The organism is Arthrobacter sp. NPDC055138 (genome assembly GCF_053607305.1).
In genome coordinates this window covers 284437-297730 of sequence record NZ_JBSGTH010000004.1, presented here as the reverse complement: position 1 = coordinate 297730, position 13294 = coordinate 284437, and the positions used below count along the sequence as shown (strand labels likewise).

The window sequence follows — 13294 nt, the reverse complement described above, 5'->3', positions numbered from 1 at the left end:
GATTATGCTTCCCTGTCTGTAGCCATTTGCTTTAAGTCACGGTGCTGGATCTTGCCGTTGAAGTTCTTCGGCAGTACGTCCATAAAGGTGACCTGACGGGGAACTTTGTAGGCAGCCAGGCTCTCCTTGCAGTAGGCAATAAGTTCCTCCGCAGTTGGACGTTGTACGTCATCATCCGCTAGGGAGACGAAGGCGCTAACCGTTTCGCCCCGGTAGTCGTCAGGAACGCCCACTACCGCCGCTTCGCTGACGGCAGGATGCCGGTAAAGGACGTCCTCCACCTCGCGGGGCCACACCTTGTAGCCGGAGGCGATGATCATGTTCTTGGTACGGTCCACGATGAACAGCCAACCGTCTTCGTTGACGAAGCCAATGTCTCCTGTACGCAGCCATCCATCACGAAACGTTTCCCGGCTGGCTTCCTCATTGCGCCAGTAGCCGCTGATAATCCCGTGGCCCTTAAGACAGACCTCGCCGCGCTCACCGGCGGGAACCTCTTTGCCGTCCGGGCCCTCAATGCGCAACTGGGTATCGAACATCGGCAGGCCTACGGAAATGATGCCGGATTCGGGGTCAACCACGGGGTCGACCCCAGCGGGTGTGCTGGAGACTGCAGCGGTCGACTCCGTGAGCCCGTAACCCGGCTGCAGTTTCACGCCGAAAACTTCCTGAACAGCGTTGGCCATCTCCGTCGGGATCGGGGCACCGCCAGAGCCAAGGGCGAGGAGGCTGCTAACGTCCCGAGGTTGTTTCCTGGCAGCTTGCAATAGTGCGATGTAGGCGGTGGCCGCACCGGTTGTCCAGGTAACTTGGTGCTCTTCGATCTGGTCGAGGAAAACATTCGGTTCAAAGCGGTAGGCCAGGACAAACTTTGACCCGTGGTTCACCCACGCGCTCAGATGCAATGCAAGCCCCGTAATATGAACGAGCGGTGCGGTGCAGATGAGCACCTGGTCGGGGCCCGCAATGCCGTTGAATGCCGGGTACGCGGCACCGGCCCAGACCAGATTCGCATGACTGGTCAGTGCCCCTTTAGGTGGGCCGGTGGTCCCGGACGTGTAGGTGAAGATCGCTGTATCGTCCGGGTCAATCGTCGCCGCCGGCGCCACTGCGCCGTCGTGAGCCTCCACCAGTTCCATGAGATCCAGAACCGCGGTATCCCTGACGCTGTCTGCCGGACGTGCCAGTGCAGCTGGAACGTCGGTAGCGTAGTCCGCCATCCCTGTCGTAATGACGACCTTGACCGTCGTCCCGGCAATGCTCTCACTGCCTTGGGCCGCCCATGTTTCATTTGCCGTCACCAGCACCACAGGCTCAGAGTCTGTGGCAATCTTATTGACTTCGGGGGCACGGTACATGGGGCTTATCGGTACGATGATCGCCCCTAGTCGCCACACAGCGAACGCGGTGAAGACGAACTGCGGGATGTTCTGCAGCTGGACAATGACCCTGTCTCCCTTGCCCACACCAAGCCCGGACAGGGCTGAGGCGAGGGCGTCCGAAGTCCTCCGCACGTCGCCGAAGGTGAAGTCGCGACCGAAGTAGTGCAGCGCCGTCTTGGCTGGGTGCCCGTCGGACGCTCCGTCCAACGCTTCCGGCATGGTGGAATACAGCGGATTGTTCGGGGCCAAGAGGATGGCCCGGCGCTCGTCGTCGAGCACCGGGGCCGCGGACATCGGGTTCACAGGCTTTCCTTCCCGACCCCCAGCAGGAGGTCGTGTGATTGCGCTAACATCGAGATAAGATTACTAGACGTTTAGCGAAAAAAGCTAGGTGTGGATCCGCTCTCATCCTGTAATCCGAGCGCGGGAAGCCGCGCAGCAACAATGCACGAACAGCATGGAGGCGAATAAACATGGAAATGAGTTCTCCCCGGGGGCTGCCCGGACTGGAGATGGACCGCTTCTCCAACTGGCTGCAAAGGAACCACCCCGGACTGGGAATTCCACGCTCGGCCCGACTCCTTACCGGGGGCCGCAGCAACCTCACCTACAGCATCGACTGCGGCTCCGCTCAGCTTGTACTGAGGCGCCCACCCTTGGGTCACGTAATGGAGACGGCGCATGACATGTCGCGGGAGTACACCGTCCAGCAGGCGCTCCAAGTGACGGAGTTTCCCGTTCCTCGGATGCATCTGATCCACGATGACCGCAATGGCGAAGCCGGGATCGGATCGTGGTTTTACATCATGGACCAAGTCGCCGGCCTGCCTTTCGAGCGGAGAGCCGACAACAACGGATTCTCGCCGCAGCAACTGGATGAGTTGAGCCGTAAAATGGCGAGAACTCTAGCAACTTTGCACGGGACAAATCCTCGAGAAATCGGGCTGGAAGACTTTGGCCGGCCGGAGGGCTACCTCGAGCGTCAGGTGCGCCGGTGGACGAAACAGCTTGCAGCTTCCAGCAGCCGTGCGCTGCCGGAATTGGAAGACCTGGCGACGCGCCTTGCCTCACCCCCCGAATCCTCCGGCGTGGCCATCGTCCACGGCGACTACAAACTTAATAACGCTCTGGTCGATGTTTCGGGAAAGCATTTACGGGTGGCTGCGATTCTAGATTGGGAGATGTCAACGCTGGGAGACCCGCTGGCCGATCTGGCGCTCTTCGGTTTGTACTGGCAGATGCCGTATCTGGACCCAGTAACCGCTGCCGTCTTTGAGTCGCCGGTGGATTATGGGCTCGGATACCCGGACTTTGACGCACTCTTGGCTGAGTACTCGGCTGCGCGCGGCATTGAGATTCCGGACCTGACTTGGCACCTGGCGTTCGCGGCGTTCAAGACCGGCGTTATCACCGAGAGTATCCATTTCCGCCATCTGGGCGGCGGGACTGTCGGCGAAGGCTTCGAGAGGATTGGCGAGATGAGCTTACCGCTCGCCCGAGCCGGGCACAGGTTCTTGGACGGCGAACGCGTGGCCAGCAAATCTAGGGTGAGGACCTAACAATGCACTTTGAGTTTGACGACATCACACGCGACTACATGGAACGTGTGCAGGATTTCCTGAAGACAGAGATCTATCCCGCGGAGTCCATACTGGAACACCAACTGGCCGAGGATCCACACCGCTGGGAACGGCAACCTGTTCTCCGGCAATTGCAGGAATCCGCCCGACGGCGGGGACTTTGGAATTTGTTCCTGTCCGGGGACGGCGGTGCAGGCCTGACAAACCTGCAATACGCCCCACTGGCCGAGCTGTCCGGCCGCAGTCCGAAACTCGCCCCGGCAGCCATGAACTGCAACGCGCCGGATTCGGGAAACATGGAACTGCTCCGTGATTTCGGCACCGATGACCAGAAGGAGCGCTGGCTGCAGCCCTTGCTGGAGGGAAAAATTCGTTCCGCGTTTTGCATGACGGAACCCGAAACAGCCTCGTCGGACGCCACCAACATCACTACCTCGATCGTGCGCCAAGGAGACGAATACGTCATCAATGGCCGCAAATGGTGGAGCAGCGGAGCGATGAGCGATGAAGCCAAAATTTTCATCCTGATGGGCAAGACCGATGCCGCCGCTGAGCGCCACCGCCAGCAGAGCATGATCCTGGTGCCCAGGGAGACGCCGGGTGTCAAAATCGAGCGCGCCCTGACGGTTTTTGGCTACGATGACCGGGACCATGGAGGCCACGCCGAGATTTCGTTCACGGATGTACGGGTCCCCGTGGCGAACATCATCAAGGGCGAGGGCGAAGGCTTCGCCATTGCCCAGGCGCGGTTGGGCCCCGGCCGGATCCACCACTGCATGCGTGTGCTCGGCATGGCGGAGCGAACGCTGGAGCTAATGGGCGAACGTGCCCGTGAGCGCGTCGCCTTCGGCCAACCTCTGGCGAAGCAGGGCGTAGTGCGCCAGTGGGTGGCCGAGTCCCGGATCACTATCGAGAGCCTGCGCCTGCTTGTCCTGAAGACGGCATGGTTGATGGACCGGTACGGAAACAAAAGGGCGCACACAGAGATCCAGGCCATCAAGATCGCAGTCCCACGCGAGGTCCAAACGATCGTGGACCGCGGCATCCAGTTGTTCGGAGGCGCCGGCGTTTCACAGGACACTCCGCTAGCGGAACTCTACGCCCAGGTTCGCGCCCTGCGCCTGGCAGACGGCCCCGACGAAGTGCACTTGTCTTCGCTGGGCAGGGCACAGCTCCGGCCAGCGGGATTCTAGCCAAGGATGGGTAGTGCCCGGCACCCCAAGGGTGCCGGGCACTTTTCCGTGAGGGCAGTGCTACTCCGCCGTGACCAAGGTTGCTCCGCCGTCGATGACAATTGTTTGGCCTGTGACCCAGGCTGCATCGTCGGAAAGCAGGAAAGTGACCGGCCCTGCAATATCCTCCGGCTCGCCAAGCCGGTTCAACGGGTATTTTGCCGCGAGCTCTGCTTCGCGGCCTTCATAGAGGGCCCGTGCAAAATTGGTCTTGACGGCAGCGGGCGCCACCGCATTGACGCGCACGTCCGGCGCGAGCTCCGCCGCGAGCTGTCGTGTCAGCCCGAGCACGGCCGCCTTGGATACCCCATACATGCCGATTCCGGGGCTTGAGGTGACGCCAGCAATCGAGGCAATATTTACGATCGCGCCGCCGCGCGTGCGCAGCCCGGCCGAGACTGCATCCTGAGCCATCTTCAGCGCGCCAACAACGTTGACGTCAAGAATCTTCCGTGCCGCGCCGTCGTCGAGGTCCATCATCGGCCCATACACGGGATTGATGCCCACATTGTTGACCAGGAAGTCCAAGCCGCCGAATTCAGCGTTAATGACTTCAAAGACCCTGGCGCGGTGTTCCGGATTATCGGCCTTGCCCGCGACACCCAGGGCCGCACCGCCGAGGACCCGCACGGCGTCTTGCAGCTTATCCTCCCCGCGCGCTGTAATCAGCACCTTTGCTCCGCCGTCGACAAGCTGTCTGGCGACTGCCAGTCCTATCCCACGGCTCGCGCCCGTTACAAGCGCTGTTTTACCTTCAAATCTGCGGCCCAACGGGACCCCCTTTCAGTGAGGCCGGCCGCGGGGTCAGCCGCGGCCGGCCTGCTCGCTAGACGAATGCCGAGATCCCGGTGATGTGGCGACCAACGATCAAGGTATTCATTTCCCGGGTGCCTTCAAAGGAGTACAGCGCTTCGGCGTCATTGAAATACCGGATGATGTCGTAGTCCAGATCAATGCCGTTGCCGCCAAAAAGCTCGCGGCACCAGGCCACCACTTCCCTGGTTCTAGTCGTGACGAAGGCCTTAGCCATTGCCGAGTGGTGATCTTGCTGCGTGCCGCGGTCCAGCATCTCGGAGGCGCGGACGCACATCCCGATGCAGGCGGTGATATTGCTCAGCGACTTCACCAACAGGTCCTGCACCAGTTGGTAACTTGCAATCGGCCGGCCAAACTGCTCGCGTTGCTTGGCATAGGCCAAAGCGGTCTCGTAGGCGCCGACAGCCGTCCCCACCGCGGCCCACGCCACGTCAATACGGGTGCGCATCAGAATGCTCGCCGTATCGCGGAAGGAATTGGCTCCGGGAAGCTTTGCGCTAGCAGGCAGGACCAGGTCCTTCAGCTCAATATCGGCGTTCTGGACAGTGCGCTGGCTGTACTTACCTTCGATCTTGGTGGCCAGGTAGCCCGGTGTGCTTGTCGGGACGACAAAGCCTTTGATCTGCCCGTCTGCTTCATCCCGGGCCCAGATGATGATGACATCCGCCCAGGTGGCATTCCCGATCCAGCGCTTCTGTCCGTTGAGGATCCACTGGTCGCCTTCCCGGCGTGCAGTCGTGCGGAGTCCCTTGGCTGCGTCGGAGCCCGAGAGCGGCTCGGTCAGGCCGAAGGAACCGACCGCTTCGCCCGTGCCCAGCCGCGGCAGCCATTCGGCTTTCTGCTGTTCGGAGCCGAGCAACGCAATCGAACCCATTACCAGCCCGCTGGACACTCCCGTCAAGGTGGAGAACCCGGCGTCTACCCTAGCCAGCTCCATGGTGACAAAACCCCGGAATACGGCCGAATTCTTGAATGGTGCGGTTTCTTCGTAGGGGAAGGCCAGAACACCGAGTTCGCCTAGCCCGCCGACCATCTCGTGGGGAAACTCTGTCCGCTCCCAGTAGCCGTTGATCTCGGGCCTGACCACGGTGTCCATGTAGTCGCGGATACGTGCCAGGGCGGTGAGTTCCTGTGCTGCGAGGTCCTGCTCGTAGCCGTAGAAGTCGCCGTCCAAGACGGTGAAGTCGGATGCGTGGGTCATCATCGGGGTGCTTGTCATCATGCGCCTTTCTGGAAATCGTGAATGCGGGTTGCTAAAGACGTTCGATCACCATGGCCATGCCCTGGCCTCCGCCAACGCAGAGCGTCGCCAAGCCGAACTGACGGTCCGTCGATTGAAGCCCATTAATCAGAGTGGTCAGCATACGGACGCCCGTCGCCCCGAAGGGGTGGCCGAGAGCGATGGCGCCGCCGTGCGGGTTGAGTTTGTCGAAGTCGATGCCAAGTTTCCGGGCGGATGGTACAACCTGGGCGGCGAACGCTTCGTTCAGCTCCACAATGTCGATATCGCCGATCGTCAGACCCGCGCGGTGCAGTGCCATTTCAGTCGCCGCCACCGGCCCCAAGCCCATGATCTCGGGCGAAAGTGCTGTGACGCCGCTGGAGATGATCCGCGCCAACGGAGCCAGTCCCAATTCCTTGGCCTTGGCCGCCGACATCATCACAGCCGCCGATGCGCCGTCGTTCAAGGGACAGGCGTTCCCGGCGGTTACGCTGCCGTCTGGGACGAAAGCCGGGTTGAGTTGAGACAGGGCCTCAACTGTGGTGCCCGCGCGAGGCGAGTCGTCTTTCTCGACCACGGTGCCGTCAGGCAAGACAACGGGCACGATTTCCCGCCGGAAGAAGCCAGAAGCGATGGCGTCCTGCGTCCGCCTCTGTGACAGCGCTGCGTATTCGTCCTGGTCCTGTCGGCTTGTGCCGGTATGCCGCGCGACAAATTCTGCGGTGTAGCCCATTTGGACGTAAACGTCGGGCACGCCCCCGAGACTGCGAGGGTCCTGCCACGGCCGGCCAGTCTGGGCCGTCTCTAGGACCCTTCGGGAGGCGTCGGCAAAGGCAGGGTGTTCCTCACCTGTGATGTCGCCATACCGCGAAACGCACTCCACGCCGCCCACCAGGTAGGCGTCGCCCTCGCCAGCTTTGATCGCGTGGAAGGCCATCCGAGCTGACTGAACGGACGACGCACAGAACCGGTTCACCGTTGAGCCGGGCAGCCCGTCGTGGCCGAGCAACACGGCAATGCGGCGAGCCATGTTCTGACCGTGCTCACCGTGCGGCTCGGCACAACCAAGGTAGAGATCCTCAACATCGGCGATGTCCAGACCCGGCACTTTGTCCAGGGCTCCGGAAAACGCCTGCGCGGCCAGATCGTCGGGACGCATGTCCTTGAGGGATCCCTTGCGTGCCCGTCCAATGGGCGTCCGTGCGGTTGCGACGATGACTGCATCGTTGTCGGTCATGCGTTCCATGACGTTCCTTTCCAAAGTTCGAAGCCAACCGCCCTAGAAATCGCTTGACTTCTAGCAGAATACTGAGCAACTATAAATTGGTCAAGACATTGACAATCCCTGAAGGTGTCAATCCGGCCTGCTTCGTCCATGGGCCCAAACTGAGGAGTACCCCTTGTCAACCGAAACACTGCCCCCCGCCGGCGGAGGAGCGAAGGCGCCGCCGCGCTTTCCCGAAGTCGGCATTGTCGGCGCCGGGCTCATGGGCGCCGGCATCGCCCAAGTGGCAGCCACAGCAGGCATGCAGGTTCGTCTATATGACACCGACCCTGTCGCCATTGGCCGAGGCAAAGATCAGGCTGCTCAAGGGCTCCAACGGCTGGTGGATAAAGGACGTCTGCACCAGGCCGGACTGGAATCTGCGATGGAGCGCATCGTCGCGGCAGCGGACTTGTCGGAAGTGGCCGGCACCGGGGCCGTCATCGAAGCAGTCATCGAAAGCCTGGACGTCAAGCGGAAGGTCTTTGCCGCTCTGTCTGCCGAGGCCGATGATTCGGCTGTCCTCGCCAGCAACACCAGTGCCATCTCAATTTCTGAGATCGCCGGTTCAGCCAGCCGTCCCGAACAGATCATCGGCATGCATTTCTTTTCGCCGGTTCCTGCCATGCCGCTGTGTGAAATCATCCGTGGCTACCGGACCAGCGACAAAACCTTGGAAGCCGCCCTCGCGCTCGCTACCGATCTGGGTAAGCAGAGCATCGTGGTGAATCGCGACGATGCCGGCTTCGTGACGTCTCGCCTGATGACTGTGCTCATGCAGGAAGCAGTCCGCTTGGTCGAGCAGGGCATCGCCTCCGCCGAAGACATCGATAAGGCCTGCGTCTTGGGCTTTGGCCACAAGATGGGCCCGTTGGCCACGGCGGATCTCACGGGAGTAGATGTGGCGTACCGCGCGGGACGGGCGATCTTTGAGGGCACCGGTGATCCCGCGTACAGGTCTCCCCAACTGCTGCGGCGGATGGTCGCCGCAGGGCACTTGGGCCGCAAGTCCGGCCAAGGCTTCTACGAATACGGAGGTACCGAATGAGCGCGGCGCTGGTGGAGACTTCGGACCGGGTCATGACAATTACATTGAACCGCCCTGAGGCGTTCAATGCCGTCAATATGGAAATGTCCAACCTGGTTGCAGAAGCCCTGGAGCGCGCTGAACACGACGACGATGTCCGGGTGGTCATCATTCGCGGCGCCGGCACCAAGGCATTCTGCTCGGGCGCTGACCTGAAAGCCGTCTCCCGTGGTGAGGAACTGTTCGATGCCGAGGGCCGATACGGCGATTGGGGTTTGGCTGGCTGCACGGAGCGCACCATCGCCAAGCCGGTCATTGCGGCCGTAGAGGGAATCGCCTATGGTGGCGGATTCGAGGTAGCGCTTGCAGCAGACATCGTCGTTGCCTCCTCGGCCGCGAAATTCGCCCTCCCGGAAGTCAAGGTGGGCCTCGTCGCCGGCGCGGGCGGGGCCGTACGGCTGCCGCGCCAGCTTCCCCTGAAAGTGGCCATGGACTTGTTGCTGACCGGAGAACCTTTGGGAGCCGAGCGCGCTTATTCCTTCGGGCTAGTAAGCAGGCTCACTGCCCCCGGGGAAACGTACGCCGAAGCTCTGCGCCTCGCCACGCAGATCAGCAAGAACGCCCCACTGTCGCTGCAGGCCAGCAAAAAGGTGGCCGTTCAGTTGGAGGCGGGACGAGCCGGAACGGAAGAAGCTGGCTGGAAAACGAACTCTGTTGAGTTTCACCGGATCTTGGCCAGCAACGACGCCAAAGAGGGTGCGGCTGCATTTGCCGAGAAGCGGGCGCCCCAATGGACCGGAACCTAAAGCGCCCGGTAGAGAAACCCTGGAAGGGGTGGCCGTCATAGGCCACCCCTTCGCTGTGCCCGCAGCTTCCGCGTAAAAGCATGCGGAGCATCTTTCCTGGAAGCCGTTCACGGCAGATCGAGTAGGAGGGCTGGATTTTGAACTGCTCCCCGAAATTTAGACTGAAAATTCGTTCTAACTTACGGGGAGCAGTTCATATTTAAGGGCAGTTCGTTGACGCCCTTCCGATACCGCCGACCGCGCCGGTGAACAGACCGGCCTTTCCATCGAACTCTTCGCTCATATCATCCTTCTGAGTTGTGTGTCTGGGCTCACGCGTAAACGGGACTCTTGATGGTCGGGAGCGCGGGCGGGACGTCATTCAGGATGGGCAGCAACGCGGCGCGAGCCTGGTCGACGGTGATGAAGTCCTCTTCACCGACCTTAATGAGCTCTCGGGACGCGGTGTGCTCGAAGACATGAGTGCCTCCTCGCTCATGCAGGAGCCGGAGCTGGAGCAACCGGCCGAGAGCCGGACCCCAGGGGTAAATCGCTTCCCGGCAGGACGGCGAGTCACGAGTGCCCCTGCTCCCTAATGCGGCACATGCGCCACCTTTCGTCGCCGTCAGACGCAACAATGGGGTTTCAGCGGAATACTCGGGTCAGGACAGACCATGGGCGGCGTCAGAGGCGCTCAGACCACATCGCTGCCAACCATGAAATCGCCGCCATGTCAGGACGCCAATTGAACTCAGGCGGGGCGCGGACTGTCCCACGGCAGGTAGGGAACCCAGCCGACCGCGGATTCAACCATGACCGCGTAGGCCGCAGCCCGGTCGCGGGACTCCAGTGCGCCGGTCATCCGCTCGAAAAAGGCCAACCGGGCGCGCAGCCCTTCCTCCGTGACCGTGCCACCCGAGGCCGACACGGGTGCAGCCCCGCGCTCCAGGACGTCCAGCAGCGCTCCGAAGACCGGGCGGAACATGACGTTGGGCGAAAGGGACACCATGTGCCGCTGGTAGTCCATGGTCGCGCGGATGAAATCCGGCAGGTTCCATGCGCTGATGGCTTTGGTCATGAGGCGTTCGTAGTGGCGGAGGCGGTCGATATCGGCCATCGTCGCGTGGTCCAGGGCATCCGAGACGAGCAGCGGGTCCAGGGCGTTGCGCATACGCCATGCGTCGGCCACGGTGGGGTCGGTGGCATCCAGGGTCATCAGCTCGTCACCCAGTCGACCCAGTACGGTTCGGGCAACCGCGAAGATGCCGCCGGCGGGTCCGCGCCGTGCTTCCACGACACCGCGGTCCTGAGCGAGCTTGAGGCCCTCGTTGAAGGACCCTATCGACGCCCCGAACCGTGCGCGCAGCTCGTCCTTCTGGCCCAACCGCTCCCCCGGGCGACTCTGTTCAGAGAGTGCCGACAGGGCCTCGGCAATTTCGTGGGCGCGGCTGTGTCGCTGCTGACCTGCCACCTTCACTCTCCTCTTACCTCTTGACGGGGCTATATTACCCACCCTAAGCTCCCATACATCGTGATGAATATCTCATTCATCACGATGTATTCACCCGGCCGTCACCGCGCATTCGGTGCCCGATCCACAAAGGACAGAACTCATGCAGACAGCCCAGATCACCGCCGCCGGGCTCCTCGAGGTCAACGGCCTGGAGGTCCGCTATTACGACACCGGACAGGAGGCGTCCTCAACGCCACCGGTTGTGCTGGTGCACGGCTCCGCCGGCAGTACGGAGGAGCAGTTCGGGTTTCTGTATCCGATGCTCGGGGCCCGCCGGCGCGTGGTTTCCCTCGACCTGCAGGTCCCCTTGGGCGAATCACTGACAGTGGATTTGCTGGAGCGCCAGGTGTGCGCGGTGCTGGATCATGTATTGCCCGGGCAGGAAGTCGCGCTTGTCGGGTACTCGCTGGGTGCCGTCATCGCCGCCTCCGTGGCAGCAGCCAGGCCGGAAACGGTGCGCCAGCTGGTACTGGTGGCGGGCTGGATGCGCAGCGATGCGCAGCATGTGCTCTTCACCCGGGTTTTCCGGGAGCTCTACCGTTCCGGCTCCCCCGAACTGGCGACATACATGTTCAACCATTTTTTCGGGGGTCCCTTCCAAGCGGCCCTGCCGCTGGAGATGCTGGAGCCAATGATCGCCATGGGCCGCTTCGACGCCGCGGTGGAACGGCAGTTCGACCTCAACGAACGCGTCGACATCAGCGACCGTCTCGACCGGATCACTGCCCGAACCCTGATCATCGCGTGCACCCATGACCAGCTGGTTCCGATCCGGCACGGCAAGCAGCTGTTCGGGGCCATCGAGGATGCGCGCTACACCGAGATCGACTGCGGTCACGCCGTCATCTTCGAGCGTCCGGCCGAGCTCCTGCGCCTCATCGACCACTTCACCGCCAGCCCCGACCGGTATCCGGCGGGCACGATCATCCCCGCCGCACAGCCCTGAGACCACTGGAGAAAACGACCATGAACACCGAATCCGCATTCGAAAACCTGCCCGAGGTCGACGTGATCATCGTCGGCACCGGATTCTCCGGCCTCGGCCTGGGCATCAAGCTCGCCCGCGAAGGCGGCCGATCCTTCCTGCTGCTCGAGCGCGCCGGCGACGTCGGCGGCACCTGGCGCGACAACACCTACCCCGGCGTCTGCTGCGACGTGCCCTCCCACCTGTACTCCTACTCCTTCCGCCCCAACCCGGACTGGTCCATGGTCCGCTCCCCCGGCCACGAGATCCACGAATACCTGCAGGAGGCCGCCCGCGAGGAAGGCATCCTAACGCACTGCCGCTTCAACACCGAGGTCCGCTCCGCCAAATGGGACGACTCCACCGCGCGCTGGGTGGTCGAAACAACCCAAGGCACCTACCGCAGCCGCTTCTTCGCCCCCGCGATGGGCCTGCTGGCGGAGGGCAAAGTGCCGCCGATTCCCGGGCTCGAGGACTTCGAGGGCGAGATATTCCATTCCTCCAGCTGGCGGCACGACGTGCCGCTCAAGGGCAAGCGCATCGGCGTGGTGGGCACCGGAGCCTCCGCCATCCAGATCATCCCCGAACTGGCCCAGGACGCCGCCGAACTAGTGGTTTTCCAGCGCACTCCGGCCTACATCCTGCCCCGGCAGAACCGCCATTACACGCAGGCCGAACAGCGGATGTTCGCCCGCGACCCACAGACCCGGCAGGCGCACCGCTCGGACATCTTCTGGTTCTCGGAGTCCACCTTCGCCGAACGCCGCCGGGTACCCCAGGCGCTGGCCCAGGTAACCGCGATGGTCGACCGGTTCCGGGAAGCCCAGGTCCCGGATCCGCAGCTGCGCGCAAAGCTCACTCCGGACTACGAGCTCGGCTGCAAGCGGGTGCTGTACTCAGACGACTACTACCCCGCCTTCTCCCGCGACAACGTCACGCTGGAGACATCCGCCTTGGCCCGGGTAGAGGGTCGGAGGGCCGTCAGCGCGGCCGGGAACGAATTCGACCTCGACGTCATCGTGCTGGCCACGGGCTTCGAGGCGACCGAACCGCCGTTCGCCAAACTCATCCACGGCCGCGACGGCGTGCTCCTCGCCGACCACTGGAGCACCGGAATGGAGGCCTACCAAACGCTGACCGTCTCCCGGTTCCCGAACCTGTTCATCATCTCCGCACCCAGCGCGGCCACCGGCCATACCTCGGCCGTCTACACGATCGAGGCGCAGCTGGAGCACGTGATGGACGCCCTCCAGTGGGCCCGGGAGCACCAGGTGGAGACCATCGAGGTCCGGCGTGAGGAGGAGGAGGCCTTCGTCGAAGAAGTCCATGCCCGCGGCCAGGGCACCGTGTGGCTCGAGGGCGGCTGCAACAGCTGGTACATCGACCAGCGCAACGGCAAGCTCACCCTGATCTGGCCGGACTTCGCCTACGTCTTCCGGGACGAGATCGGCCACTTCACCCCGGAAGCCTACGACGTGGTCCACACGGCCGCCCTCGTCTGACGACCAA

The 13294-nt window shown here is 62.7% G+C and carries 11 protein-coding genes; 6 read left to right on the top strand and 5 right to left on the bottom strand.

Features of this window, described 5'->3' with window-relative positions; translation table 11 throughout:
* Positions 1–2: 2 nt before the first annotated feature.
* Positions 3–1676: a class I adenylate-forming enzyme family protein gene (locus ACWF5H_RS11990; RefSeq protein WP_452037360.1), complete on the bottom strand. Its 1674-nt coding sequence runs from the start codon at positions 1674–1676 to the stop codon at positions 3–5.
* Between the two features lie 179 nt (positions 1677–1855).
* Between ACWF5H_RS11990 and ACWF5H_RS11985 the strand changes: the two genes are divergently transcribed.
* Together ACWF5H_RS11985 and ACWF5H_RS11980 are read left to right on the top strand one after the other, a co-directional pair.
* Entirely contained in the window at positions 1856–2941 is a 1086-nt protein-coding gene (locus ACWF5H_RS11985) for a phosphotransferase family protein (protein ID WP_452037087.1), read from the top strand.
* Between the two features lie 2 nt (positions 2942–2943).
* Complete coding sequence (locus tag ACWF5H_RS11980) at positions 2944–4155, top strand: acyl-CoA dehydrogenase family protein (protein ID WP_452037085.1); 1212 nt, start codon at positions 2944–2946, stop codon at positions 4153–4155.
* A 60-nt stretch (positions 4156–4215) separates the two neighbouring features.
* On the opposite strand, the gene ACWF5H_RS11975 is transcribed toward ACWF5H_RS11980, so the two are convergent.
* From ACWF5H_RS11975 to ACWF5H_RS11965, 3 genes are read right to left on the bottom strand one after another with little or no spacing between them, the layout of a single operon-like run.
* Positions 4216–4965, bottom strand: coding sequence for an SDR family oxidoreductase (locus ACWF5H_RS11975; RefSeq protein ID WP_452037083.1), 750 nt, complete (start codon positions 4963–4965; stop codon positions 4216–4218).
* Between the two features lie 55 nt (positions 4966–5020).
* Positions 5021–6229 carry an acyl-CoA dehydrogenase family protein gene (locus ACWF5H_RS11970; RefSeq protein WP_452037359.1) on the bottom strand — a complete coding sequence of 403 codons (1209 nt, stop codon included), beginning with the start codon at positions 6227–6229 and terminating at the stop codon, positions 5021–5023.
* 34 nt (positions 6230–6263) lie between these two features.
* Positions 6264–7478: an acetyl-CoA C-acetyltransferase gene (locus ACWF5H_RS11965; protein WP_452037081.1), complete on the bottom strand. Its 1215-nt coding sequence runs from the start codon at positions 7476–7478 to the stop codon at positions 6264–6266.
* Between the two features lie 154 nt (positions 7479–7632).
* Between ACWF5H_RS11965 and ACWF5H_RS11960 the strand changes: the two genes are divergently transcribed.
* Positions 7633–8544 (top strand): 3-hydroxyacyl-CoA dehydrogenase family protein, encoded by a 912-nt coding sequence (locus ACWF5H_RS11960; RefSeq protein ID WP_452037079.1) that lies wholly within the window; start codon positions 7633–7635, stop codon positions 8542–8544.
* Entirely contained in the window at positions 8541–9329 is a 789-nt protein-coding gene (locus ACWF5H_RS11955; RefSeq protein WP_452037077.1) for a crotonase/enoyl-CoA hydratase family protein, read from the top strand. The genes ACWF5H_RS11960 and ACWF5H_RS11955 overlap by 4 nt, the downstream gene beginning before the upstream one ends.
* 730 nt (positions 9330–10059) lie before the next feature.
* Here the strand turns inward: ACWF5H_RS11955 and ACWF5H_RS11950 are convergent.
* Positions 10060–10779 (bottom strand): FadR/GntR family transcriptional regulator, encoded by a 720-nt coding sequence (locus tag ACWF5H_RS11950; protein ID WP_452037075.1) that lies wholly within the window; start codon positions 10777–10779, stop codon positions 10060–10062.
* 142 nt (positions 10780–10921) lie between these two features.
* Between ACWF5H_RS11950 and ACWF5H_RS11945 the strand changes: the two genes are divergently transcribed.
* Positions 10922–11767: an alpha/beta fold hydrolase gene (locus ACWF5H_RS11945; RefSeq protein ID WP_452037073.1), complete on the top strand. Its 846-nt coding sequence runs from the start codon at positions 10922–10924 to the stop codon at positions 11765–11767.
* Between the two features lie 20 nt (positions 11768–11787).
* On the top strand, positions 11788–13287 hold the full coding sequence (locus ACWF5H_RS11940) for a flavin-containing monooxygenase (protein WP_452037071.1): 1500 nt from the start codon (positions 11788–11790) through the stop codon (positions 13285–13287).
* Positions 13288–13294: the final 7 nt, after the last annotated feature.

Coding starts and splice junctions, on each gene's coding strand:
- ACWF5H_RS11990 (WP_452037360.1), bottom strand. CDS start 1,676: ATGTCCGCGGCCCCGGTGCTCGACGACGAGCGCCGGGCCATCCTCTTG.
- ACWF5H_RS11985 (WP_452037087.1), top strand. CDS start 1,856: ATGGAAATGAGTTCTCCCCGGGGGCTGCCCGGACTGGAGATGGACCGC.
- ACWF5H_RS11980 (WP_452037085.1), top strand. CDS start 2,944: ATGCACTTTGAGTTTGACGACATCACACGCGACTACATGGAACGTGTG.
- ACWF5H_RS11970 (WP_452037359.1), bottom strand. CDS start 6,229: ATGACAAGCACCCCGATGATGACCCACGCATCCGACTTCACCGTCTTG.
- ACWF5H_RS11965 (WP_452037081.1), bottom strand. CDS start 7,478: ATGGAACGCATGACCGACAACGATGCAGTCATCGTCGCAACCGCACGG.
- ACWF5H_RS11955 (WP_452037077.1), top strand. CDS start 8,541: ATGAGCGCGGCGCTGGTGGAGACTTCGGACCGGGTCATGACAATTACA.
- ACWF5H_RS11945 (WP_452037073.1), top strand. CDS start 10,922: ATGCAGACAGCCCAGATCACCGCCGCCGGGCTCCTCGAGGTCAACGGC.
- ACWF5H_RS11940 (WP_452037071.1), top strand. CDS start 11,788: ATGAACACCGAATCCGCATTCGAAAACCTGCCCGAGGTCGACGTGATC.